The 22416-nt window shown below is 59.8% G+C and carries 21 protein-coding genes; 13 read left to right on the top strand and 8 right to left on the bottom strand.

The features are described 5' to 3' along the window. From F7P65_RS13205 to F7P65_RS13240, 8 genes are all read right to left on the bottom strand, one after another. The coding region (locus tag F7P65_RS13205) for a recombinase family protein (RefSeq protein ID WP_240334289.1) at positions 1 to 1787 on the bottom strand (1787 nt) is incomplete at its 3' end. A 457-nt stretch (positions 1788 to 2244) separates the two neighbouring features. Then, the gene (locus F7P65_RS13210) at positions 2245 to 2532 is read right to left on the bottom strand and encodes a hypothetical protein (RefSeq protein WP_150292438.1); all 288 of its coding nucleotides are present in this window, start codon (positions 2530 to 2532) and stop codon (positions 2245 to 2247) included. Between the two features lie 631 nt (positions 2533 to 3163). Further along, positions 3164 to 3874: a polyamine aminopropyltransferase gene (locus F7P65_RS13215; protein ID WP_150292654.1), complete on the bottom strand. Its 711-nt coding sequence runs from the start codon at positions 3872 to 3874 to the stop codon at positions 3164 to 3166. Positions 3875 to 3886: 12 nt separating this feature from the next. Continuing rightward, entirely contained in the window at positions 3887 to 4108 is a 222-nt protein-coding gene (locus F7P65_RS13220; RefSeq protein ID WP_150292440.1) for a hypothetical protein, read from the bottom strand. 58 nt (positions 4109 to 4166) lie between these two features. Then, entirely contained in the window at positions 4167 to 4466 is a 300-nt protein-coding gene (locus F7P65_RS13225; RefSeq protein WP_150292442.1) for a hypothetical protein, read from the bottom strand. Further along, positions 4463 to 4798: a DUF6481 family protein gene (locus tag F7P65_RS13230; protein ID WP_150292444.1), complete on the bottom strand. Its 336-nt coding sequence runs from the start codon at positions 4796 to 4798 to the stop codon at positions 4463 to 4465. The genes F7P65_RS13225 and F7P65_RS13230 overlap by 4 nt, the downstream gene beginning before the upstream one ends. A gap of 60 nt (positions 4799 to 4858) precedes the next feature. Further along, positions 4859 to 5065, bottom strand: a complete 207-nt coding sequence (locus F7P65_RS13235; RefSeq protein WP_150292446.1) for a cold-shock protein — start codon at positions 5063 to 5065, stop codon at positions 4859 to 4861. A 751-nt stretch (positions 5066 to 5816) separates the two neighbouring features. Then, complete coding sequence (locus tag F7P65_RS13240) at positions 5817 to 6035, bottom strand: hypothetical protein (protein WP_100238915.1); 219 nt, start codon at positions 6033 to 6035, stop codon at positions 5817 to 5819. 392 nt (positions 6036 to 6427) lie between these two features. Between F7P65_RS13240 and groL the strand changes: the two genes are divergently transcribed. The 13 genes from groL (at position 6428) to F7P65_RS13315 (ending at position 22412) form a co-directional block, all read left to right on the top strand. Continuing rightward, complete coding sequence (groL, locus tag F7P65_RS13250) at positions 6428 to 8053, top strand: chaperonin GroEL (protein ID WP_150292450.1); 1626 nt, start codon at positions 6428 to 6430, stop codon at positions 8051 to 8053. A gap of 586 nt (positions 8054 to 8639) precedes the next feature. Then, positions 8640 to 8918, top strand: coding sequence for a hypothetical protein (locus tag F7P65_RS13255; RefSeq protein WP_205452058.1), 279 nt, complete (start codon positions 8640 to 8642; stop codon positions 8916 to 8918). A gap of 345 nt (positions 8919 to 9263) precedes the next feature. After that, on the top strand, positions 9264 to 9392 hold the full coding sequence (locus tag F7P65_RS22505; RefSeq protein WP_275897560.1) for a hypothetical protein: 129 nt from the start codon (positions 9264 to 9266) through the stop codon (positions 9390 to 9392). 1173 nt (positions 9393 to 10565) lie between these two features. Beyond that, a complete protein-coding gene (locus tag F7P65_RS13270) occupies positions 10566 to 11582 on the top strand; it encodes a TraB/TrbI/VirB10 family type IV secretion system protein (protein WP_150292456.1) in 1017 nt (338 codons plus the stop codon). Between the two features lie 10 nt (positions 11583 to 11592). Further along, complete coding sequence (locus F7P65_RS13275; protein WP_150292457.1) at positions 11593 to 11820, top strand: DUF2274 domain-containing protein; 228 nt, start codon at positions 11593 to 11595, stop codon at positions 11818 to 11820. A 296-nt stretch (positions 11821 to 12116) separates the two neighbouring features. Next, complete coding sequence (locus F7P65_RS13280) at positions 12117 to 13349, top strand: amidohydrolase family protein (RefSeq protein WP_150292459.1); 1233 nt, start codon at positions 12117 to 12119, stop codon at positions 13347 to 13349. 241 nt (positions 13350 to 13590) lie between these two features. Beyond that, entirely contained in the window at positions 13591 to 14487 is an 897-nt protein-coding gene (locus F7P65_RS13285) for a GntR family transcriptional regulator (protein WP_162854610.1), read from the top strand. 358 nt (positions 14488 to 14845) lie between these two features. Continuing rightward, positions 14846 to 15928, top strand: a complete 1083-nt coding sequence (locus F7P65_RS13290; protein ID WP_150292463.1) for a zinc-dependent alcohol dehydrogenase — start codon at positions 14846 to 14848, stop codon at positions 15926 to 15928. Positions 15929 to 16317: 389 nt separating this feature from the next. Further along, entirely contained in the window at positions 16318 to 17058 is a 741-nt protein-coding gene (locus F7P65_RS13295; protein WP_240334291.1) for a PEP-utilizing enzyme, read from the top strand. Continuing rightward, the gene (locus F7P65_RS13300; RefSeq protein WP_150292465.1) at positions 17055 to 18596 is read left to right on the top strand and encodes a hypothetical protein; all 1542 of its coding nucleotides are present in this window, start codon (positions 17055 to 17057) and stop codon (positions 18594 to 18596) included. The genes F7P65_RS13295 and F7P65_RS13300 overlap by 4 nt, the downstream gene beginning before the upstream one ends. Beyond that, entirely contained in the window at positions 18596 to 20074 is a 1479-nt protein-coding gene (locus F7P65_RS13305) for a class I adenylate-forming enzyme family protein (RefSeq protein WP_150292467.1), read from the top strand. The genes F7P65_RS13300 and F7P65_RS13305 overlap by 1 nt, the downstream gene beginning before the upstream one ends. Continuing rightward, positions 20071 to 20673 carry a hypothetical protein gene (locus F7P65_RS13310; RefSeq protein WP_150292469.1) on the top strand — a complete coding sequence of 201 codons (603 nt, stop codon included), beginning with the start codon at positions 20071 to 20073 and terminating at the stop codon, positions 20671 to 20673. Before F7P65_RS13305 ends, F7P65_RS13310 begins: the two co-directional genes overlap by 4 nt. After that, positions 20673 to 22412, top strand: a complete 1740-nt coding sequence (locus tag F7P65_RS13315; RefSeq protein ID WP_150292472.1) for a pyruvate, phosphate dikinase — start codon at positions 20673 to 20675, stop codon at positions 22410 to 22412. Before F7P65_RS13310 ends, F7P65_RS13315 begins: the two co-directional genes overlap by 1 nt. Positions 22413 to 22416 lie beyond the last annotated feature (4 nt).

Here is a 22416-nt window from a genome sequence, read left to right on the forward strand (position 1 = left end):
GGTTCAAATCCTGCCCCCGCAACCATCAATAATTGCGATTGTCGTCCAGACTTCGCCGACCGGTTGAAGCCCGCCCCAGAGGTGGGTTTTTTGCGTTCCACCGCAATCGACAATATGCCGGCCAGATCACCGCGGACGTCGATTTTCAACTCACCCTCCTCCGGGGTCAATATGATGGCCTCGATCAGCGAGCGAATGACTTCCGCAGCCTCCAGCCGGTTAGCCTCGCAATCTTCCCGTAACGCTACATAAAGGTCATCGAGCTGCGCGCGATAGTGATAGGCCATGTTCGGATGCAGCAGCGGGGGCGGCTCGTCGGCGATGGCCAGCGTCTGTTCTAACTCCTTCTTGCGGCCTTCCATGACCACCATCCTGGCATTGATCTTGTCGGCAGCGCCGCCTTTGAGGATAAGGTTCACCAGCATGTCGAGATCCCGATCGATCTTCTTGATCTCCGCCTTGGCAGCCTCGATCGAGGATTGCCCTTCCATGCGCAGGCGGTTCATCTCGCGCGTGAACTCGTCGCAAAATTCCTTGAACGACGATGGATCCATCAGGTGATGGCGCAATGCGTGGAGAACTCGTTCTTCCAGGCGGTCTCGTCGGATGTTCGTTCGGTTGTTGCACGTCCCCTTGTTGCGCGCGGTCGCACATCCGAGCAGCGTGGCTGAGATCATCGTGTACCGCGCGCCGCAGTGCCCACATTTGACCAAGCCGGCGAGAAGGGAGCGCTGTCGCCTGGTTTTATGAAGCTGGTCTCCAAGGTTCCGCTTCGCAACCCCATTGAAGCGCAATGAATCCTGCCGATCTTTCACCGTCCGCCAGAGAGCGTCATCGACGATCCGCAGCTCAGGGACATCCTGCGTGATCCATTCGGACTCAGGATTGAGCCGCGACTGCCTTTTCCCTGTGTCGGGGTTCTTGATATAGGTGAGTCGGTTCCAGATCAGCTTGCCGACATATATCTCATTGTTGAGGATGCCGGTTCCGCGCTTGGGATTGCCGGTGATGGTGCTGAAGCCCCAGTCCCCGCCAGTAGGCGCGGCTATCCCTTCCCTGTTGAGTTCGGCCGCGATCCGCTGGCCGGATTTACCGGCGGCATAGTCGCGGAATATACGTCGAATGATATCGGCTTCGACCTCGTTGATCGCTCGCTCACCGCGGATCAGTTCGCCATTGCCATCCAGCTTGCGCAAGACATCATAGCCAAAGGCGTTGCCGCCACCCGATTTGCCCTGCTCGACCCGTCCCCGCAGACCGCGGCGTGTCTTGTCGGCTAGATCCTTCAGGAACAGGGCGTTCATCGTCCCCTTCAGGCCGACATGAAGATGGTTGAGTTCACCCTCCGACAGGGTGACGATCTTCACCCCCGCATAGACCATCCGCTTGAACAGTCCTGCAATGTCTTCCTGATCGCGGGAAAGGCGATCCATGGCTTCGGCCATCAGGATCTGAAATCGGCCGCTATGAGCGTCCGAGATCAATCTCTGGATAGCTGGCCTTAAGATGAGGGAGGCACCTGAAATCGCGTGATCGCTATATTCCTCGACCACCTGCCAGCCCTGCTTCTCGGCGTGCAGGCGGCAAACGCGGAATTGATCCTCAATCGAGGCGTCCCTCTGGTTATCCGAGGAATAGCGGGCATAAACTGCGACCTTCACCAGGCGACCTCCTGCGTCAGGAGCGGGGCGTGCTGCGCTCCTCCAACATTTCGCGATAGGCCTTTCGCGCGGCACGACGCGCGAGCAAACGAACCAAGGCAACAAGGCGTTTATCGCGAGCCGCATCCAGGACAGTCAGATCAAGCACGGCCTCATCGGCCGAGCGTGACTGCCTGGGATGCTTGCACCTGCGCATGTTCACCTCTTCTGGCCCGCAGCGCAAGGGGCATATTCGCTGCATCCGGGAGCTGATATTTCGCGAACAGCGAGGGCATGTCACCCGTTCAGATCGGAGCAGATCGGCCTGCTTCGGTTCAAATCGGCGTCTTGGCTATCCTGCGACGGCCCGAATGGTCGCCCAGCCTTGGCTCCGACCCGCTCGTCTTGGAATGCCGCCGTCGACCCTTCTTTGCCGTTCCGGGGCCAATTTTCGATCTCCAGGTCCGGAAGGGCAGCTATTCGAACTTCACACCCAAATTGGCCGATTCCAGAATGGCGGGTCGGCAACGGGAGACTCGGCAGAGCTGCCAATCCCATCGCGAGGAACCTGCCGCGCCCTGTTCGACCATTTGGGGATAGACTTTCAGTCTTCCGCCAGCATGACGTCGATCATGGCCTGCCAAACATGTTTTGCCGTCGCACGGGGGTCGGTACTCTCCTCGTAGATGGCCGCGTCTATCATCTGCTGAGAGGGTTCTCGCAAGGAGGTGACGACGGATCGGACCAGCTCTGTAGCGCTCAAATGAAAGTCGCCTTCAGGATCATAGAACGCCAGACGGGTTGCGGATTGCCTTTGAACCTCTGCGACGAGGGCATTGGCGGCTTGTTCGATCGGAGGTAGAGCCATAAAGGCTATAACGCCGCTCAGCATCTATCGTTCATATGCCGCGAAGAACCGATGTGACCGTTAGGCAACCGAGTCCATGTGTTGAACACGCTGCATTCGCGGCCTCGATCGCACTGCTCGCCGGGAGCGAGAGCCAATCACACTTCCGCACAAGAGGAGAGCGACATGTTCCCCCTTTCTACGGAACAGTCAGACGGTTGAACGATTTAATGGCCCATTTCTCCTGCATCTCCGGAGGACGAGTCCGTTAGGTTCCTGATGCACTATGTGATATACTGCTGTATCCCAGTTCTGATTTCCAAACATGCTGTGACTGAGAGAGACTTATGCTCCCGTTTGGCAAGGAGAGCGACATGTCCATCTCAATATATTCTCCCTCTTCATCATTGCGAGAACGTGGTTTGCACGCCAACGTCGAGCGTCAGGGGCTCGCCCTGGGCGCGGCACGGGAACGGACACGTCGCGCGGCATCCCTTTCGCGGGAGCGTGAACGGCGACTGGAGACTGCGATCGATGATTGGGAAAACGAAGGTGGCGCAGTCGCCGGAGTCCACCCGGCATCAAGGCCCAACCTTCTACGAAAGCTCAGCATTCCTGTTCTGACACCCGATTCTGGCGCCGAGCGGACTAGCCACGGGATGTCGCCGGCTCATCGTTAGCCGCCGACTTCAATCACCTTGGATGCAAGCCAGATCGTGTGAATTACATGTTCCTCGCCGGCCAGCGCAGGGATGCTCACCTCTTCCACATCGAAACCGGCTTTCTCCAGGCGATCGACAAAGTGATCATCCGTGTAGGCCGACCATATGGCGAGAATGCCACCGGCCCTCAGCGCGTCACGCGCCGAACGCAATCCCCAGTCGCAGTAAAGCCGTTCGTTGGGAAGGTGGATCATCCCGTCAGGACCATTATCGACGTCCAGAAGAATGGCGTCGAATGCGGCCTCCTGCCTGACGATCACATCATGGACATCGGCCATCTCAAGCGACAGGCGGGAATCGACGAGATGGTCCTGAAACAGATGCGCCAGCGGCCCCTTTGCCCATTTGACGATCTCAGGCACAAGTTCGGCGACGACGACCTCAGCAGCCGGTGAAAGCGAGGAGAGCGCCGCCCCCAGCGTGAAGCCCATGCCCAGCCCGCCGATGAGGATGCGGGCGTCCCTTTTAGACAGCCGTTCGCATACCAGTGTCGCCAGCGCTTCTTCCGAATGGCGAACCTGATTGCCCATCAGCTCGTCTTCGCCGAACCGGATCGAATAATCGTCTCCTCGACGCCACAGGAGCAATTCACCTCCGTCGGGAAGTTGTGCGGTGTCAAGCAGCTCTACCGGGATTGCCGTCCGGTCATCCTGTGGTGCCAACATGGTCATTCCGCGTTACGACCGCGACTTCGTCTGATCATATTGGCCAGGTTCGGCCTTGAACACGTTGCGCGCAAAGGTACGGACCGCGGCCGCGGATTTGAAGGTCTCCTCCTGCATATGCGATGTGACCAGCGGATAGCCCTGGGAATTGTAGCGGGTCTCGCGCACTGTGAGCCGGAAATTCCCATCATCATCTTTGGAGATTAGATAGGGACGGATTGCTTCTCGGCTCATGGAGATTCCTCACTGTAACTTGGATGATCGCAGGGCGAATACTCTGCCGGGGATGAAGTCAGCCCACCATCGCTATGACAACGCGCTTCAATTCACTGCTCGACAGGGTCGTCGGGCGGCCGAGGGCAGGAAGGCGCGCCTCCAGCCTGCGCAAGGAGGAGGAGCGGGTTGCGCGTTTATCGGGTTTGGAAAATATATTCATAGATGGTCCTCGCGGCGTGGGCCGCATTTTCATATCAGTTCCTCGCTGCACGGCGCGGCCTTTGATCAGGCGCTCGCAACGATGGCGGCGACGGACATGGGGTTGTATCTGCAAGGATGCCGCACCAGCCAAAAGGCTTTGCAGCATCTCGTTCAAGACGATAGCCGGTTCTTGCGGGCGAGATATCGCGCATCGCGGGCTGACTTGCGTTCAGCCTCACTGAGTTCGGGCTTTTGCTTGGCCGCCTTCGCCGCGGCCATTTCATTGGCCTGCGCACGTTTGGCGGCTTTTTGCTCTTTCGCCACGAGCAGGGCCGCCTGGCGCTTTTGCCGCGCCGCAGCTTCCTTTGCCAGACGGCGTTCTGCTTGGTCGGGGGTAACGGCCCGAACTACGGGCACTTTCGTCCGCAGTCGCTCGAGAACCTCTGTCCGGGCGCTCACCGCAGCGGCTATGCGCTCCTGGAAATGCGGTTCCTTATATCTTTTCATTAAGAGGAAAATCCTGTTTCAAATTCGCTCGAGGGGGCGGCCGAAGCCGCCCGACCTCCTTCAGGCCGGCTGAAGGTTGGTTGCCGATGCCTTGCCGCGCTGATCCGTTTCCAGCGTGTAGGACACGCGCTGTTCCTTCTCGAGCGTGCGCATGCCCGCGCGTTCAACCGCGCTTATGTGCACGAAGGCGTCGCCGCCGCCGCTTTCCGGCGCGATGAAGCCATAGCCTTTGTCGGCATTGAAGAATTTGACTGTTCCGATGATCATATTGGAGCTCCTTGTCCAAGTTTCATGGGCGCCAGCGACAATGCGGGCATCCCGGCTTCAAGAGGCAAATGTGGGACAAGGGAGAGCCGAAGCGGCCCGATATCCGTCGAAGCGCGACGTTCAGCGAAGCGTTGATAGCACAAAACGACGGAAATGCAAAACGAGGACCCAAACCGATCGAGCGACCGCTTTTTCATCTGCCGGGAACTCCGTCCTGAGTTCTCGTCAATTTCATTATTGTGATCGCACCCGCGGCATGATCGGATGCCGCAGCCCGCTGCTCACTTCGAGCGCGCCGCCTCATCGCGCCTGGCTTGAGCAAGCGCATCGTCCAAGGTCGAATATCGCCAGTCACGATAATGGTAGCGATATGCCGGTACCTTTATGATGCCATAACGAGCCATGAGTTCCGTTTCGTCTGCCGGGACATCTGTCATCTTCTGTCCAATCCTGGTGAGCATGGGTGGCGAGCAAGATTACTGCCGACCGCCGGCTGCGGGTCGGGCAAGCAGCTGGACCGCATTTTCCACCCTTGAATACCCCTCTGGATCGGCGATCGCCAAATCGAGGGGCCGGGCGCCCAACGAGGCATTGTGGGTGTTTAGAAAGCGGATTGCTTCCTCCTGCCCCAGAAGGACGAATGCAAGATGGGTGATCAACCCCTGCCGCCTCGCCTGGTCAGCAGAAATCCGCAGATCGCGGCTAATGAACGCTCGCCTTCGCGGGCGAGCCGGTGTGATCGCGTCCACGGTCATGCCGACCCAACCAAGTGCGCGGCTAGGCGAGGCTGATCGATCCACGGCAGCCAACCCACCGACGCACCTGCGTTTTTCGAGGAAAGCAAGTCGAAGATCTGACCGCCGACAATGCCCGCTGCGGACAGATGCTTGCGGCGTGCCGGCTCACTGATCGCGTCGGCGGCGTTCATGAGCAAAATCTGATGCTCGAAATAAAGCTGATTGAGATCCATGTGTAACTCCCTTGGTAAGCGGGAGCGCGATGGTCTCTCAGTCAAGAGCGCCTACATTGCTATGCACTTGATGACTTCCATATAGGCTTAATCGACAATCATACAACATTGCCGTGTCCCCGAAAATTCGAGAGAAAAATATCCTCACCTGACATTCCACCTGCGACACGACATTTTTGCTCATGGCTTGTGATGGATTCACCCGTTTTAAGGGATCGCTGATCGACACCGACATATTGCGTCCAGCTTGTCTTTGGCTGCCGCAGGGCGCATATCAGGTTCATCGGCGGTCCGCCTTCAGGCCTGCCAGTTCGCAATTTGGCAGCGCTGGCTTCCGCTTGTGAAAGCGACATTCCGTCGCGGACCAGCGCCAGGAAAGTCGGACCCAAATCATGACTGCCAAGGACCTGAAATTCGCGCACGAGGCCCGCGAAGGGATCGCGCGCGGTGTTGATATCCTCGCCAATGCCGTCCGCGTGACGCTGGGCCCCAAGGGACGCAACGTCCTCATTGGCAGGAGCTTTGGGGCGCCCCGTATCACCAAGGACGGGGTCACGGTCGCAAAGGAAATGGAATTCAAGGACAAGTTCGAGAATATGGGCGCGCAGATGATCCGTGCCGTGGCGTCCAGAGCGCATGACCATGCCGGAGACGGCACCACGACGGCGACCGTCCTTGCGCAGGCGATCGTTCGGGAAGGGATGAAGTCGGTATCGGCGGGCATCGATCCGATGGACCTCAAACGCGGCATCGACCTGGCCGTCGCCGCCATCGTCGCCGAACTCAAGGCGCGGTCCAAGTCGGTATCGAACAATCAGGAGATCGCCCAGGTCGGCATCGTTTCGGCCAATGGCGACGAGGTGGTGGGCAACCGGATCGCCGAGGCGATGGAGAAGGTCGGCAAGGAAGGCGTCATCACCATCGAGGAGGGAGCGAGCGTCGAGTTCGAACTGGAGGTGGTCGAGGGCATGCAGTTCGATCGCGGCTATCTGTCGCCCTATTTCGTCACCGACAGCGAGAAAATGACGGTGGAATTGGAGGACCCGGTCATCCTGATCCACGAGAAGAAGATGGGCAATGTGCAGGCCATGCTACCCTTATTGGAAGCGGTCGCCAAAGCGCACCGTTCGCTGCTCATCATCGCCGAGGATGTGGAAGGGGATGCGCTATCGACGCTGGTCGTCAACAAGCTGCGCGGCGGGCTGAAGGTCGCTGCGGTCAAGGCGCCGGGCTTTGGCGATCGGCGCAAGGCGATGCTGGAGGACATCGCCATATTGACGGCAAGCGACGTTGTGACGGAGGATCTTGGCATCAAATTGGAGGATGTTACGCTGGACAGGCTGGGCACCGCCAAGCGCGTGACGATCACGAAGGATACTAGCACGATTGTCGACGGTGCCGGCAGCGCGGAAGCCATCAAGGCGCGCGTCGCCGCGCTCCAGGCGCAGATTGAGACCAGCAGCAGCGACTATGATCGCGAGAAGCTCCAGGAACGTCTTGCCAAGCTATCCGGCGGCGTCGCCGTCATCAAGGTCGGCGGATCTTCGGAGCTTGAGGTCAAGGAACGCAAGGATCGGGTGGAGGACGCTCTGCATGCGACCCGGGCGGCGGTGGAGGAAGGCATTTTACCTGGCGGCGGCACCGCCCTTCTTTATGCTTCGAAGGCATTGGACGGCCTTGATCCGGTCAAGGCCGACCAGCGGCGGGGCATCGAGATCATCCGCCGAGCGCTTCAGGCGCCACTCCGCCAAATCGCGGAGAATGCGGGATATGATGGCGGCGTGGTTGCCGGTCGTTTGTTGGACGAGCGGGACGAAAATCTGGGGTTCAACGCGCAGAGCGAGCAATATGAAAACCTTTTCCAGTCCGGCGTCATCGATCCTACCAAGGTTGTCCGCACCGCCTTGCAGGATGCGGCCTCCATCGCCGGGTTGCTGATCACGACCGAAGCGGCGGTTGCAGAGTGGGTCGCCGACAGCGACCGCCCGCAGATCAGAGCTTCCGGCGGAGGATTTTGAGGGACCTCTCAAGCCCATGCTCACCGTTCACCATGGCTGACGAATTGATGCGTGTGCTCGGGCGTTTCGTGTTACAATCCTTCATCACCCCGATCATGCCGCAGGCATGTTGTGACAGAGAGACCGTCGTGCTCCCGCCTGCAACCGGGAGCAGCTTATGCCTGACGATCTGACCCGAATCCGCCCCACCGGGGCGAAGCCGTCATGAGCATTCGCTCGAGGCGGAGACCTGTGACATTTTCGGCCCCCTTCCGCCTGTCGGGTTTCGAGGAGCCTCTGTCTGCGGGCACCTATGTGGTCGAAACGGACGAAGAAGCTCTGGAAGGTCAAGCCCATGCAGGCTTCCGTCGGCTTGCGACGACCATACGTATCCGAACAGGCGCGACCATCGAACATCACCAGATCGATCCTGGGGAACTTGAGGCCGCGTTGCAGCGAGATAGGGTCGCGGCCCGGGACGAGCCCGGTCGAGTTGAACAGCCAGCTGAGCCGTCCGGGCGCTCCGATGGTCCCCCGCCAACAGATTGGCGTTGGGTGCCTTTGTGGGTCCGTAACACGCCCTCCCCCCGCCGTCGCTAGACCAGCCATGCGCAACAGCTCAGCTATGTGCAGGCAACAGGCAGCTCATCATCGGCAGGTGGCTGCCGCCTCTGACCTTGAGAAGGTGCGGAGGATCGCGCTCGCGGCGGCCAAGGCATGGGACATTCAGGCCAGGGAGGCTGAGGTGCGCGAAGCAGGAAAGCAGGGCGTGCTCAGCGCTGAAGACGCAGCGATCGCTCTGGAATTTAGGCGAGAGGAAGAGGAGCAGATGCTCATCAGCGACAAGTCGGGCGAGGTTGATTTCGATCCCCAGCAAAAATTGTGATGGATCAGAGCATGAAGGTTCAGGTCGAGCAATTTGGTAGCTGGTTGATATGTCAGCACAGCCGGCCGGGATGGATTGGAGATCTTGCGCGGGCAGCGGCGGCCGATCGCACATTTCTTCGCTCAGGAGACCCCGACACGGTTCGCGGTCATCTCAATCGGATGCACGCGGAAGCAGATATGTTCGAGGCACTGGAGGACGCCGAATCTCTCTGGTTCGGATTTGGACGGAGCTGATCTCAGCCCCAGCGGCTTCGGCCAATCCGGATTGATGCACGCGCCGTATAGCACACGATTCATGTAGGGTCACAAAATCACAGCGCATTCATTTGAAGGAATATTCAAAATGGCTAAAAGTCAGAAAAGATCTAACCGCGAAGTGCGCAAGCCCAAGGCAGAAAAATCGAAAAAGCAGAATGCCTCCAATCCTTCACAAAAGCCTGGAGGAGTGAACCTGGTCACTTTGAAAAGCTGAAAGATTGAACAAACTCAGAATCGAAAACCATCATGGTAGACCGACTTTTGATACTCTACTCACAATGCGCCATCGCCCTACCTGGTAGCAGCCCTATGATGAGAGCCTGAGCACCCTTGCTCGCGGAGGGCCCCGCGTTGCCGACACGACGCGGGGTTTTTCTTATGTTCACCAAAGGGCCAACATTCAGCAAACAACACTGTTCTACTGGACACCGGCTGGGCACTCCATAAGTCCTACAATCCCGGACTTGCGATCTTCAATTAAGGCAATTCCATCTGAAGCATAATATAAACAAGATGGTTGGAAATTATAATGTCATGAATGAAAATGACTTGCGATCCTCATAAGCCCGACGATGCGGTCGAAAATTTATAGGCGACACCCAACCGGAAGTCAGCTATGCGGTCCATATTGCGCGGAAACTGATGCAGGCATCCGCCGCGACTGAGAGACCATCGCGCTCCCGCTTGCCAAGTCGAGGAGCAGATCATGGAAGACCTTAACGCTCGTTTGAAACGTAAGCAGGAAGATCTGCTGCTTTCGCAAGCCGCTGCGCGCGCTTCGAAGCTATTCTCTTTCGGACCATGGGGACATCAGGCGTGAGCCGGGCTGTCCATATCGATCAGACCCCGACCGCCGTCGAGGATCTGTGCAGAAAACATTCGTTCCGGGTTTCTACCGTGGAAGCCCTTTTATCAGGCGGGTCAAGAGTCGTGCTGCTGGACCCTCGCGATGCCGAGTCATTGCGCATCCTCATGAAGCACAAGCTGATCCTTGGCGCGGTAAGACGATCTCCCTCCCATATTGCACGGCAGTTGCCGCCCTCGGGTTCTCGGTAATAAGGGATGCAAAGATCCCGTTTGTTGGAACGCGGCAGGGTGATGGCGTTGAAAGAAGCGCTTTTAGCCAGTTGCCCCCGTCAAAGGAACCTGCATGAGGAGCGAGCCCGCGCCTACGCAAAGATCATAGACGTGTTGATCCGCGAAGGAAAGCAAGCGGTCGCAGGCGTTCGCCCCCGCTAATCACCCGGGCTATTCGCCCAATATGCAGCGTTGCGGATTGTCGGAACAGTGGCCAGTATCGGATGTTGTCCGGATGCCGGGGCGAAGGCTGTGCCAGCCAGATCAGGATCTCGAAGGCGCCTTCAGGTAGAAGCAAGGATCGCCTATCATGCCGCACACGAACGATGTGCTTCTGACTGTAGAAGGCGCGCAGGCGGCGGAACAGCGATTGGTGAAGGACCCGCTCACCGTCAGCGATTCCGAACCGTTGCGCACCGTTCCGGGCGATGACGGGATGGTCACACAGAACTCAATGCATGCGCACGGGGCGATTTATGGCGGAATTGCGTTGCGCAATGCCGCCGCTGCGCAGGAGAGAGCTGCGGCCGATTTACGCGCCGCTCGACATTCGACACTGCTGGCTGTTGAGGGTGGCAAGGTGGGTACGGCAGGTTATGCAGAGGCGACGCTCGGTCAGGCCGATGGCGCTGCCCCGGCTTCGGCCTCATCGGTTCCCGACATCGATCCCGAGCGCGATCCGAACAGGCAAGTGAGCAAGGCGCGTTTCGTGACGGCAAAGGGCGACACCAGTGACGTGAACTCGCACGCATTGGTGCCTCCAGCGTCGCCCAACATCCTTTCAGCAGGTAGCGTTATCTCCGCAAGCCTCATTACTGGACTCCGTTCCGACTTGCCGGGATTGGTGACCGCGCAGGTCACCGAACGGGTCTATGACAGCGCGACCGGTCGAGCTTTGCTGATCCCGCAAGGAGCGCGGCTGATCGGACAATATGATAGCGTCATTGCCTATGGGCAAAGCCGCGCTCTCGTGGTTTGGCAGCGCATCATCATGCCGGACGGAAGTTCGATCCGGATCGACAATGCGCCGGCGACCGATCCATCTGGATATGCCGGCCTTTCCGACAAGGTGGATTTCCATACATGGCGGCTGTTGCAGGGCGTAGCAGTCTCGACCCTGCTGGGTGTTGGAGCGAACCTTTCCTTCTCGGACAAGAGCGATCTTGTCCAGGTGATCCGCGAGGCGACGCAACAGAATGTCGCTCGGGCTGGCGATCAGATCACGGCGCGCAATCTACAGGTTCAGCCTACGATCACGGTGCGACCGGGCGCGCCTGTGCGGCTGCTGATCCACCGAGATCTCGTGTTGCCCCCTTGGAAAGGATAGGAGTTAGAGGATGTCCGAATTGAAACTGCCGAGGATTCCGGATCGAACGCCAGTGAAGCTGACAATTTCGGTCATGCCCGATCTGCATAGTGCGCTCGTGGACTATGCTCTCTTGTATAGTCAGACATATGGGAGGGAAGAGCCGATTACAGATTTGGTTCCGGCAATGTTGGCGGCTTTCCTGGAGAGCGATCGTGGATTTATGAAAGGACGAGAAAAGATAAGGAGCGAAGGTTAGTGGTGGCATGGTATAATTCAATTTATGGATCGTTCGGTCGAAATTCTGAAGAAAGATTTCTACGGATATGGGCTCCCTTTGTCTGACAGCAGCTCCCAGGCCATGACGCGGCATTGGGGCGCTTTCCGGGTTGCCAATGCGCGGCCGACATCGGCATATGCGTTTCTCACCCATTCCAGACGCTCCCGACCGGTGTTCTTGTGGCGGGAGCGCTCGAGAAGGCAGCCGATGATGCGTCGCGCCCGGCCGAGTCTGGTTTGAATTGAGGTGGTAATCCGCCGCCGAGGAGATTCGTAATGAATATCATTGGAGAAACCCCCGGGCATCCCGAGAAAGGGGAGCAGGCTTCGTACCTTAGAAATAAGGTCGACGTGGACAGTCATGAGATGGTGCCGTTCCATTTCTGGGGCGAGGAGTTCGGGGATGTCGGAGACTTTCTCGGCAAGCTCGACATGAAGGCGTCTGGTGAGTTGCGAGCGGGCAATTCGATGCTGAGGCCAGACATCTCCGGTGATGTCACGCCCATCAACCATGACACGGTGTGGAACGTCAAGGGCCCGGGAGCGCCCAGTGCGATCGACCTCAGCAGGCGTCCTGAAGTCATGGAGGCGATGGGTATCGAGCGGCAGCTGGTGTTCCCGACCTTCGGCCTGATCGGCCTGATCCTCTATTATCTGCCCAATCCGCACGAATATCTGATCTACGATCCTGAGGGCGTGGATCACAAGCGCCTCGGCAAGGAGGCATGCGACGCACACAACAAATGGGCGGCGCGCATCACCAAAGCCACCCAGTCGAAGACCCGGCCCGTCGGGATGGTTCTGCCCGATTCCATTCCCGAGATCATGAAGCAGACGGAAGAATTGCTGGCGGCGGGCATCAGGGGCATCATGCTGCCGGCCGGCTCGCCACCCGCGGGCACTTCGCCCGCCGATCCGGCCATGGACCCGTTCTGGGAACTGCTTGAGAAGAACGACATCCCGCTCACCCTGCATCTGGGTACCGAATTCGCGTTCATGAGCTCGCTCAAATGGCCGAACAATGTGCCGGCCTTCTATCCATCGCGCGTCTCCTCGGCGGAATTTCAGGTGACGCCATATCACACGTCTACGCTCCACTTTTGCATGGAAAACTATCTGGTCTGCATGGTCCTGGGCGGGGTATTCGAGCGTTTCCCCCGACTGCGCGTGGGTATCATCGAATGCGCCGCTCACTGGGTCGGCCCGCTTGCGGAACGGATGGACAATCTTGCCGGCCAGTTCGTCAAGCGGCTGGCGGATCTGTCCATGCCGCCATCCGGCTATATCGCACGCAACGTTCGCGCGACGCCCTTCTACTTCGAGCCGGTGGACTATTATATCGATCGCTATCCGGAGCTGGCGCAGGTCTACGCCTATGCGACCGACTATCCTCATGTGGAGGGCGGGGTCGAGTCCGACAAGATCTTCCTGGAAAAGCTGAAGGGCAGAGATGAAGCCGTGAAGGAAGGCTTCTTCCGATCGAACGGCCTGTTCCTGCTTCCGGACTGATCGGGATGGCCTTTCCCATCGATAGGCCGTTGTAGAGGGCGGGTATAGCCGGGACTTTTCCGGGCTGGTGAGCGACACCCTACGAGGCGTGCTGCCGCTCACCAGCCGAGTCCGGCCGTTCCTGCGATTCGGGTTCGATACCGGCTGTCGCGTGAGGCTGTCCCTGCCGTTGCGGTGCGTGTCCATGGTCATGCGGCCATTCTCCATCCATGGAACAAACGCAGAATACGGATGATTTTCCGTGAATTTCCGCGCCCCCATTTCCAATTGTCCGATGAGCATGTGGCACTATATTGTACACTCGCCGCAGGTGAGCGTGCTTGCGCGTCGCCGTGAATTGCGCGACACGACAGGAGAACCGCGCAAGCTGCTAGGGCCGATGGAAGAAGTAATGGCGATGCAACGGAAGAAAAGAGAAATGAAAACCGCCGCAGGGGGCGCGAGCGACGTTGTGCCGGTCAGTTTGAATGGTGATACGGCGGGGAGCTCGCCCGATCGGGTTATCGACACAATACATCGGGGCATTTTGGTTGGCCGCTATGTCCCCGGGCAGAAGCTGATCGAGGCGGATTTGACGCAAAGCCTGGGCATCAGCCGCGGTCCGGTTCGGGAGGCGCTCAAGCGGCTGGATGCCGAGGGTGTCGTTGAGCTTACCCGGCATCGCGGCGCCTATATCCGTTCGCTGACGCGACAGGAGGCTCTTGATATTCTGGAGATCCTTGAGGTGTTGACGGCGCTAATCGCGCGCCTTGCGGCCAATGCCGTGGCGCGCGACCATAATGCAGAGCTTGTGCGCGAAGCATTCGAATGGCTCGAACGCTTCAAGGACCCTGCGCTCGAAAATCTTGCCTTCAACGAGCAGCGCAGCCATTTCTACGATACGCTCATCCGAATTGGCGGGAACTCGCAGCTCCAGTCCGTCATGCCGATGATGCGGGTTCACTTGCTCAGGCTTCAGCTGGAATCCTATTTCAGCCTGGAAGACCGGCGGGATCGCGTCGATGAATATGCGTCGATCACCGATGCGGTGCTGGCGGGCGATGCGATGCGTGCCCAGCGTGCCATGCGCAACCATATGAGGAGCATGCATCAACGTATCGGGCGCCTCCCGGATCAGGCGTTCGCTCGACGCACATAAGATGCCTCGGCGGTTGCCCGCCGGTCGATCCGTTTTCATCCAGTGCGCGGGGCGAAGGTTCCGGCCCCTTTTTCGATCAAGCACACCGGGCTTGCTTCCGTAACAATAGCGACGCCCGACCACCCGGCATGATTTAGGGCGATCTTCAGGTCGCCCCTCACGTCACGGGCTGCGTCGAAGGAACGGCTCTCCCGGTCCAAATCCCATTCGTCATTGCGGGGAATGACCCGTAGCCCCGTCCGTTAAATCGTGGCCACATCAATAATTGTCGTTCCTTTCTGTAGGACAGAGTGCTATCCCCCTGCTGCGCGGTTGTGGCCCGATGGGTGGAATATGGCGCATGAGAGAGGATTCGGACATGAACGAGACGATGCGGGCCGCTGTGCTGGAAGGTCCCGGAAAGATCGCGGTCAAGGACGTCCCGATGCCTAAGATCGGCGAGTCGGATGTGCTCATCCGTGTCGTGAATTGCGGCATATGCGGATCGGACGTCCACAGTTTCAAAACGGGTATGTATGTCAAGCCGGGCCAGGTGATGGGTCATGAATTCATGGGTCATATCGCCATGGTTGGCGACAAGGTGGACGGGATCGCCATCGGCGACCGGGTGACCGGCTTTTCCGCGAGCATTTGCGGCGAGTGCGACGCCTGCAAGCGTGGGCAATACATATTGTGCGCGAAACTGTTCACCGGCTCGACCGGCTATGGCCTTCCGGGCGCCTTTGCCGAATATGTGAAGATCGAAAATGCGCTGCTCGGCAGCAATGTGCACAAGCTGCCCGATACGATCGACGATGTCTCAGCGGCGATGATCGAGCCCGTTTCGGTGGGTGTGGCCGCTGCGGTTCAGGCCAATGTCCAGCCCGGCGACAAGGTGGTCGTTCTCGGTGTCGGGATGATCGGTAACGCCTGTCTGCAGGCCGCGAAGGCTGCCGGAGCGGCGGAGGCGATCGCGGTGGACGTCAGTCCCGCCCGCCTCGAAATCGCGCGTCAGAGCGGTGCGAACGATGTCTTCGACGCGCGAACCGGCGATGCCACCGAATGGGTGAAGCAGAAGTTCGGCATTGCGCCTTACCACTATAATGAAGGTGGCAATGCCGATGTGGTATTCGAGGCGGCGGGCATCCCTCTCACTATCCAGCAATCGCTGGAGATGGTGCGTCCGGGCGGCACGATCTGCATTGTGGGCCTGCCCGAACATGCCGCCGAAATCGATACTACTAAGATCGTCCACAAAATGCCTCGGATCGTTGGATCGCTCGGAGGCGATTTCGCACCCGCCATCGATAGGCTGGCTTCGGGCGCGATCAAAGTGCGGCATCTGATGACGCACAGCTTCCCGCTGGAAGAGGCTGCCGAGGCGTTTGCGGTCCAGCTCCAAGCCGGGGAAACGGTGAAGGTGATCATCAGCGCCAGTCCGGAGGTCCCCGCGGCGGCATAGGTTTCGATGCCGCCTTGTGGCGGACGTCATATCGACCCAGCGATACCCGTCTGGTCCTTGCCACTGAGCAAGGAAACCGGACGGGTATTTCTTTGCGCGATCTCCTTGAACAAGGTCCAGCAGGCGGCGCGCGGCGCGGCTGTCGAAGCAAAGGATTTGTCCGTATTTCCATAACGTTAGGTCGTTATGGAATCGCCCCCACCGTGCGGATCGGGCGCGTCGATCCGCATCCGAGATCCGATGCAACCGCAGTCGCCAATTCCAATTGTTAGTTCAGAATTGCGCTACAATATTGTTGTTTAATGGGTTGACAGTCCCGTCGCTTCGGTGCGAAATAGGCAGCATAGAAAAGGCGATTGCTTCCGGGCGGTCGAGCGACGGCGAGGGGAATGATGGGAAGATTGTATACCGATCGAGACCGCTATGGAGAGGCACCCGCCTCGTTGCTGGTCGAGGCGGTGCACAACGCCGTCCGGGATCTGGTGCGAAAACGATGGAGTGAGAGTGGCGAAAGCTGGGCGAGCTTCGCGTTCGGTTCTTCCGACAGGCTTGTGGCCAAAGCGGATATGGAAGCGATCGAGCGCCGGATTCTCGACACCGGTTATCGCTTTGCCTGGTCGTCCATGCTTTCCGTGCGGGACCGGCCCGATATCTACGCGGTCGTGGAAGGCGCGATTGACGATCCTGATTTCAGTTTCGAGCATCCGGACGCGATCGTCGCGCCGGTCGATGCCGAGGGGCGCGAACAGCGGGGCGTCGGTGACAATGTTGTGCGCTGCCCGACCGATACCGGCGGGATCGCGCGCTACATCCGCACCAGCGAGCGCGTGATCGACTTCATGAAGAACGGCGTTCCCGAAGATACGATAGCAATCATCGACGACAGCGGCGGAACGCTCACCGCGCCGATCCTGGAAGGGTTCAAGGGTGTGATCTGTGCCGGCGGTACCGTTCGTTCGCATCTGGGCATCCTGACGCGCGAATATGGCATACCCTGCCTGATGAATGCACGGATCAGCGGCATTCGCGAGGGGGAGCGTGTTCTGATAGAGACCAGCGCCGCCGCACGTACCGCCGAATCCTATCAGAGCGGCATGGAAATGCGCGCGCGTGTGTGGAAAATCGCATGACGGACAATATGAAAACCCTCAGCTATATCCAGCTGCTTGAGGCGAACAACCTCATGCAGAATGTGGGCGACGAAACCTATTGGCTGTGCGTGACGCGAACGGTGCAGGGGTCGAAACTGTTTCCGGTATCGGCCTATATCATGTTTTCCTACCTGAATGCCTTCTACCGCTATCCGGCGCTGCTCCGGAAGATCGAAGCGCGGATGAAGGCGGAGGACATCGCCGACCGCAGCCGCAACATGGGCATCAAGATTCAGAATTCCCACATGGGCTGGTGTCTTCCCGCTTTTTACCTGCTGGGTCGCGAATGGCTGATCTCGCTGGGTATGCTCAGGCCCCAGGATGCGGTGGAGGACATTGTCTATGTGCTCGACTTCTGGAAGCGTTTCCAACTCGCCTGGCATCGCAATGACGGCCATTTGACCAACCGGGAATATGGTCATCGCGCGCAAATCCTGCCTGATCGCCGGCTTGAGATATTCAAGGCGGATATGTTCCCTTGCGAACCGGGCGATGCACTGCACAGCGCTGCGCAGGCGTTCATGGCGACCGCCTCGCAATATGGCTTCCTCGTCTCGTGCGAGAGCCGGATCAGTCTGACGAATTCCGGTCCCTATCGGCTCGACGACATGCACCAGTTGTTGGTTCGCGATTTCATGGACCTTGCTGAATGTTCGTTGCCCTGGCTGGACGGTGTCGCGGCCGATGTTCCGCATAATAATTTCACCGTTACAATGTCGGTTCGCGATTGTCATTTCCATCTGGTCGACGATTGGGGCAGCTTCGAATCCACGCCCGAATTCACGGCGGAGAAGCTTGCCGGCATCGGTCTCTATACTTCCGATCCATTGACTGAGGGCTTTGTGCCTCTTGGGATGGGGTCGCGCGAAGAACTCACGGCTACCTTCCTCGAACTGAACGAGGTGCTGAAGGACGCCACCAACAAATTATGGGTGCGCATGGCCGCATGGTCGCGCGATCAACTCCTTGACGCGGGCGCGCTGTCCTATTTCGCGGTGATCAAGGATCTCGCCCATGTTGCCGGCGTGTTCGAGGTCGAGGATTGGCTGGAGATCGATCCGCGTGCGGAGCGCTTCCGGCCGCTGCTCAACGATGAATATGGCAATAGCGTCCTGAACGAACTGGTCGGCAGCCTGACCCTTCCGAGCCAGCAAGTCTCTCCTTTCACGATGATGCAGCACAATGATGCCGCCAGGCGTATGTTTACGCCGGTGCCGCTCTCCATCCTGAACGGCGAGGATTATGTGCCGAGCGCGGGGCCGCCCCAGCCGGGCACCAATAATCTCGACCCGAAGGTCGATCGTTACCGGACAAGTCGGGGCACGTTGAGTCTCGCCGAATATAATCGTCTTGCGCAGGAGCACAGGCCGGAAATCTGTTCCGACCGCTACCGTTTCCTCTGCGAGACCTGGGTCAAATATAATGCCGGGACGCTGATGGCCGACGAACTCTACAAGGTTGAGCAACGTCAGTCGGGAACACGAAAAGATCACGGCTCGATGAGTGAGAAAAATTAATGCAGATCGGTTCCATCATCCGTCGCGCCGCCTTGCACTATAAGGACGCGCCTTGCCTTGTCGAAGACGACAGGATCGTCAGCTTCCGCGACTTCGATGCTCTGACCGACCGGCTGGGCAACGCGCTGCTCGCCATCGGACTCCAGCCCGGCGACCGCGTCGGCGTGCTTCTGCCCAACGGTATCGACTGCCTTGTCGCTTATTATGCGCTTGCCAAGGCCGGGTTGGTGCGGGTCTCGCTCAATACGCGGGAAACGCAGGACAACCACGCCTATAAGCTCACCGACAGCGGCAGCCGGGCCGTGATCTGCGGCGTTGACGATATCGTGCCCGACACGCTGGACTTCTGCTTGTGCCCCGACGCCATTGCCGAGATGACCCGTACCGGCGCCTCCACGCCTTGCGCGGTCGACCGCGATCTGGAGGTGCCCTATCGCCTCGGCTATACCGGCGGCACTACCGGGAAGCCCAAGGGCGTGACGCTGACGATGCGCGGCGAGACGGCGGAGCTTTCCGCCTTCCTCATCGACCTCATGCCGGAGATGCATGAGGGCGACACCTTCCTGCATGCCGCGCCGATCGCGCATGCGTCCGGCGCCTTCTTCCTGCCCGCGCTCGTGCGTGGCGTGCGCTCGGTGGTGATGAAGAAGTTCGATCCCCAGGCCTTTCTTGCGCTCGCCGAGGCTGAAAAGGCATCGATGACCTTCCTTGTGCCGACGATGCTGGCAATGATACTCGAACAGCCCGGCTGCGCTGAAGCCCGGCTCGATCTGCGCCGTATCGCCTATGGCGCCTCACCGATTGCGGACAGCCTGCTGCGGCGCGGCGAAGCACGCTTCGGCAAGGTCTTCGCCCAGACCTACGGTCAGGCCGAAAGCCCGATGGTGATCACCTGCCTCAAGCCGGAGGATCATGATCGCGTCGGCTCGTGCGGGCGGCCCTTTTCCACGGTCGAGGTTGCCATCGTCGACGAGCAGGACAATTTCCTCGCGGCGGGCGAGGTCGGGGAGATCGTGTGCCGGGGTACGCAGCTCATGGCCTATTATTGGGACCGGCCTGAGGCGACGGCAGAGGCGTTTCGCAACGGCTGGCTGCACACCGGCGACATCGGTCGAATGGATGAGGATGGTTTCTTCTACATACTGGACCGCAAGAACGACATGCTGATTTCGGGTGGCTATAATGTCTATCCGCGCGAGATCGAGGATGTACTGCTGGGCTATGACGGCGTTGTCGAAGCCGCTGTCGTGGGCCTGCCGGACGAAAAATGGGGTGACCGGGTCCATGCGGTGATTGCCGGGCGTGCCGGTCTGGACGATCAGGCTGTGCTTGCCTTCGCCAAGGAGCGGCTGGCCAATTATAAGCAGCCCAAGTCGATCGAGATCTGGCCGGAGCTGCCTAAGAGCGGCGCGAACAAGATATTGCGGCGCGAGATCCGCGATACCGTGACGGCGCGCCGGGAGGGTGCATCGGCATGAGTCCAATGCACCTTGTTCTCCACGGTCTCGCGATCAAGAAGCATGCCGGACCGGACGAGATTGCCGGCCTGATAGGGCTCAGCGCTACAGACACGGCCGAATATTTGCGGGTCGCAACGTCGGGCGGCCGCGCGATCGAGGCGAACGGGAAATATCTGCTGAGCCCGCTCGCGCGCGTCGCGCTCGAAAGCGATTATTTCCGGCACTATGCCGAACTGCGCGACGATGCCGACTTCTTTGCCGCCTATGAGGCGTTCGAAAGGATCAATGTCCAGCTCAAGGCGCTGATCACCGATTGGCAGACGATGGAGGTCGCCGGCCAGCGCGTCGCCAATGATCACAGCAATGGCGCCCATGATGAAAAGGTCATTGGTCGGCTGGGTGACCTGCACGAGCGCGCCGATAGCATCTTGTCCCGGCTCACCAAAGGTCTGCCGCGGCTGAACTATTATCGGATCCATCTTCTTTCCGCATTGGAGAAGGCCGAGGACGGCGCCATCGAATGGGTCAGCGACGCCCGGATCGAGAGCTATCATACGCTGTGGTTTGAACTGCACGAGGATCTGTTGCGGATCGTCGGCCGGACGAGGGTGGAATAATGGCGCTTCCCCTGGGAGAATGGGTCCTTGCCCTCGACGGATCGAGCCTGCCGGACAAGGCGTTGATCGGCGGCAAGGCATGGTCGGTCGCGCGGATGAGCGCGCTGGGCCTCAGCGTGCCGCCGGCATTCGTGATCACCACCGGCGCCTGCGCGCATTTCCTTGCGGAAGGGATGGAGCCCGACAGCCTGGCCGATGAGATAGACGCGGGCATCGCCTGGCTCGAGCGCCGCACCGGCCGCACCTTCGGCAACGGGCCTCGTCCGCTCCTCGTCTCGGTCCGTTCGGGCGCGGCGATATCGATGCCGGGGATGATGGACACTGTCCTCAACCTTGGCATCACCGATGCCACCGAGGCCGAACTGGCCGCGGATTTCGGTGACGCCGGATTTGCGCGCGATACCCATCGGCGCTTCCTCGATCTCTACACCCACATCGTTCTGAAGGGCGATCTGGAGATCGACCCCGCAGGCGACCCTTCGGGGTGGCGCGCCGCGATTGAACGCGAGACCGGGCAGGGCGTGCCCACCGATGTTCGCGCCCAGCTCAAATCGGCGATCCGTGCGGTATTCGAATCCTGGAATTCGCGCCGCGCACGGCGGTATCGCGAACATCACGGCATCCCCCACGATCTGGGCACGGCCGTCGCGGTGCAGGCGATGGTGTTCGGCAATGAAGGCGACCGTTCGGGAACGGGCGTGCTGTTCAGCCGCAACCCGCTGTCCGGCGCTCCGGAAGCCTATGGCGAATATCTTGGCGGCGCGCAGGGCGAAGACATTGTTTCGGGGAAGCACACGCCCAAACCCCTCGTGGCGATGCGGGAAACCATGCCGAAGGTGCATGATGAACTGCTCGCCGCCGCGCGGAAGCTGGAGCAGGAGAACCGCGACGTCCAGGATATCGAGTTCACCGTGCAGGGCGGCAAGCTCTATTTGTTGCAGACCCGCGCGGCGAAACGGTCGCCCCGCGCCGCGGCACGGATCGCGGTCGACATGGTGGCCGAAGGCATGATCGATGCCGGAGAAGCGCTGTCGCGGGTGTCGAGCGAACAGGTGCGCATCCTACTCAGCCCGCAACTCGCCGAGGGATCGGCCGACCGCATCAGCCCGGCACTGACCGGCGAGGCCGCCTCGCCCGGCGTGGGCGTGGGCGTCGTCGTGATGGATTCGGATGAGGCGGAGCGCCGCGCCGGATTGGGCGAAACGGTGGTTCTGGCCCGCGCGACGACCAGTCCCAACGATCTGCACGGCATGATCGCCGCCTGCGCGATCCTCACCGAACATGGCGGATCGACAAGCCATGCCGCCGTCGTCGGACGCGCGCTCGGCCGGCCCTGCGTCGTCGGATGCGGGGAGGGCACATTGGCGGCGTTCGAAGGCCAGACGGTGACTGTCGATGGTCAGACGGGCAAAATCTATCCCGGCGCCCTTCCCGTGGTGACGCCCAGCGAAGAGGATGATGCGGTTCTGCGCCAATTGTCGGCCTGGGCCAATGAGAGGGCGTCGATTGTCGTCACATCCTCCTCCGGCGGAGACGACGCCATCGATTTCGACGAAAATGTCGAGGAGGCCAGCGCCTTGTTCGCGTCGCTGCCGCGCGGCGCGACCGTGTCGGGCGCGCTGTTCGCCAATGATGCGAGCGCCGTTCGCTCAGCGATCGCGGCAGGGGCCGCGACCATCGTAACAAAGCCGGTATTGCCGGCGCTGCTGGTGGCGGCCGAACGCCCCAACGAAATTTGAAAGG

This window comes from Sphingobium estronivorans (assembly GCF_008692605.1).
In the GTDB taxonomy this organism is placed as follows: Bacteria; Pseudomonadota; Alphaproteobacteria; order Sphingomonadales; family Sphingomonadaceae; genus Sphingobium; species Sphingobium estronivorans.

Coding starts and splice junctions, on each gene's coding strand:
- F7P65_RS13210 (WP_150292438.1), bottom strand. CDS start 2,532: ATGCTGAGCGGCGTTATAGCCTTTATGGCTCTACCTCCGATCGAACAA.
- F7P65_RS13215 (WP_150292654.1), bottom strand. CDS start 3,874: ATGTTGGCACCACAGGATGACCGGACGGCAATCCCGGTAGAGCTGCTT.
- F7P65_RS13220 (WP_150292440.1), bottom strand. CDS start 4,108: ATGAGCCGAGAAGCAATCCGTCCCTATCTAATCTCCAAAGATGATGAT.
- F7P65_RS13230 (WP_150292444.1), bottom strand. CDS start 4,798: ATGAAAAGATATAAGGAACCGCATTTCCAGGAGCGCATAGCCGCTGCG.
- F7P65_RS13235 (WP_150292446.1), bottom strand. CDS start 5,065: ATGATCATCGGAACAGTCAAATTCTTCAATGCCGACAAAGGCTATGGC.
- F7P65_RS13240 (WP_100238915.1), bottom strand. CDS start 6,035: ATGGATCTCAATCAGCTTTATTTCGAGCATCAGATTTTGCTCATGAAC.
- groL (WP_150292450.1), top strand. CDS start 6,428: ATGACTGCCAAGGACCTGAAATTCGCGCACGAGGCCCGCGAAGGGATC.
- F7P65_RS13255 (WP_205452058.1), top strand. CDS start 8,640: ATGCGCAACAGCTCAGCTATGTGCAGGCAACAGGCAGCTCATCATCGG.
- F7P65_RS22505 (WP_275897560.1), top strand. CDS start 9,264: ATGGCTAAAAGTCAGAAAAGATCTAACCGCGAAGTGCGCAAGCCCAAG.
- F7P65_RS13270 (WP_150292456.1), top strand. CDS start 10,566: ATGCCGCACACGAACGATGTGCTTCTGACTGTAGAAGGCGCGCAGGCG.
- F7P65_RS13275 (WP_150292457.1), top strand. CDS start 11,593: ATGTCCGAATTGAAACTGCCGAGGATTCCGGATCGAACGCCAGTGAAG.
- F7P65_RS13280 (WP_150292459.1), top strand. CDS start 12,117: ATGAATATCATTGGAGAAACCCCCGGGCATCCCGAGAAAGGGGAGCAG.
- F7P65_RS13290 (WP_150292463.1), top strand. CDS start 14,846: ATGAACGAGACGATGCGGGCCGCTGTGCTGGAAGGTCCCGGAAAGATC.
- F7P65_RS13295 (WP_240334291.1), top strand. CDS start 16,318: ATGATGGGAAGATTGTATACCGATCGAGACCGCTATGGAGAGGCACCC.
- F7P65_RS13300 (WP_150292465.1), top strand. CDS start 17,055: ATGACGGACAATATGAAAACCCTCAGCTATATCCAGCTGCTTGAGGCG.
- F7P65_RS13305 (WP_150292467.1), top strand. CDS start 18,596: ATGCAGATCGGTTCCATCATCCGTCGCGCCGCCTTGCACTATAAGGAC.
- F7P65_RS13310 (WP_150292469.1), top strand. CDS start 20,071: ATGAGTCCAATGCACCTTGTTCTCCACGGTCTCGCGATCAAGAAGCAT.
- F7P65_RS13315 (WP_150292472.1), top strand. CDS start 20,673: ATGGCGCTTCCCCTGGGAGAATGGGTCCTTGCCCTCGACGGATCGAGC.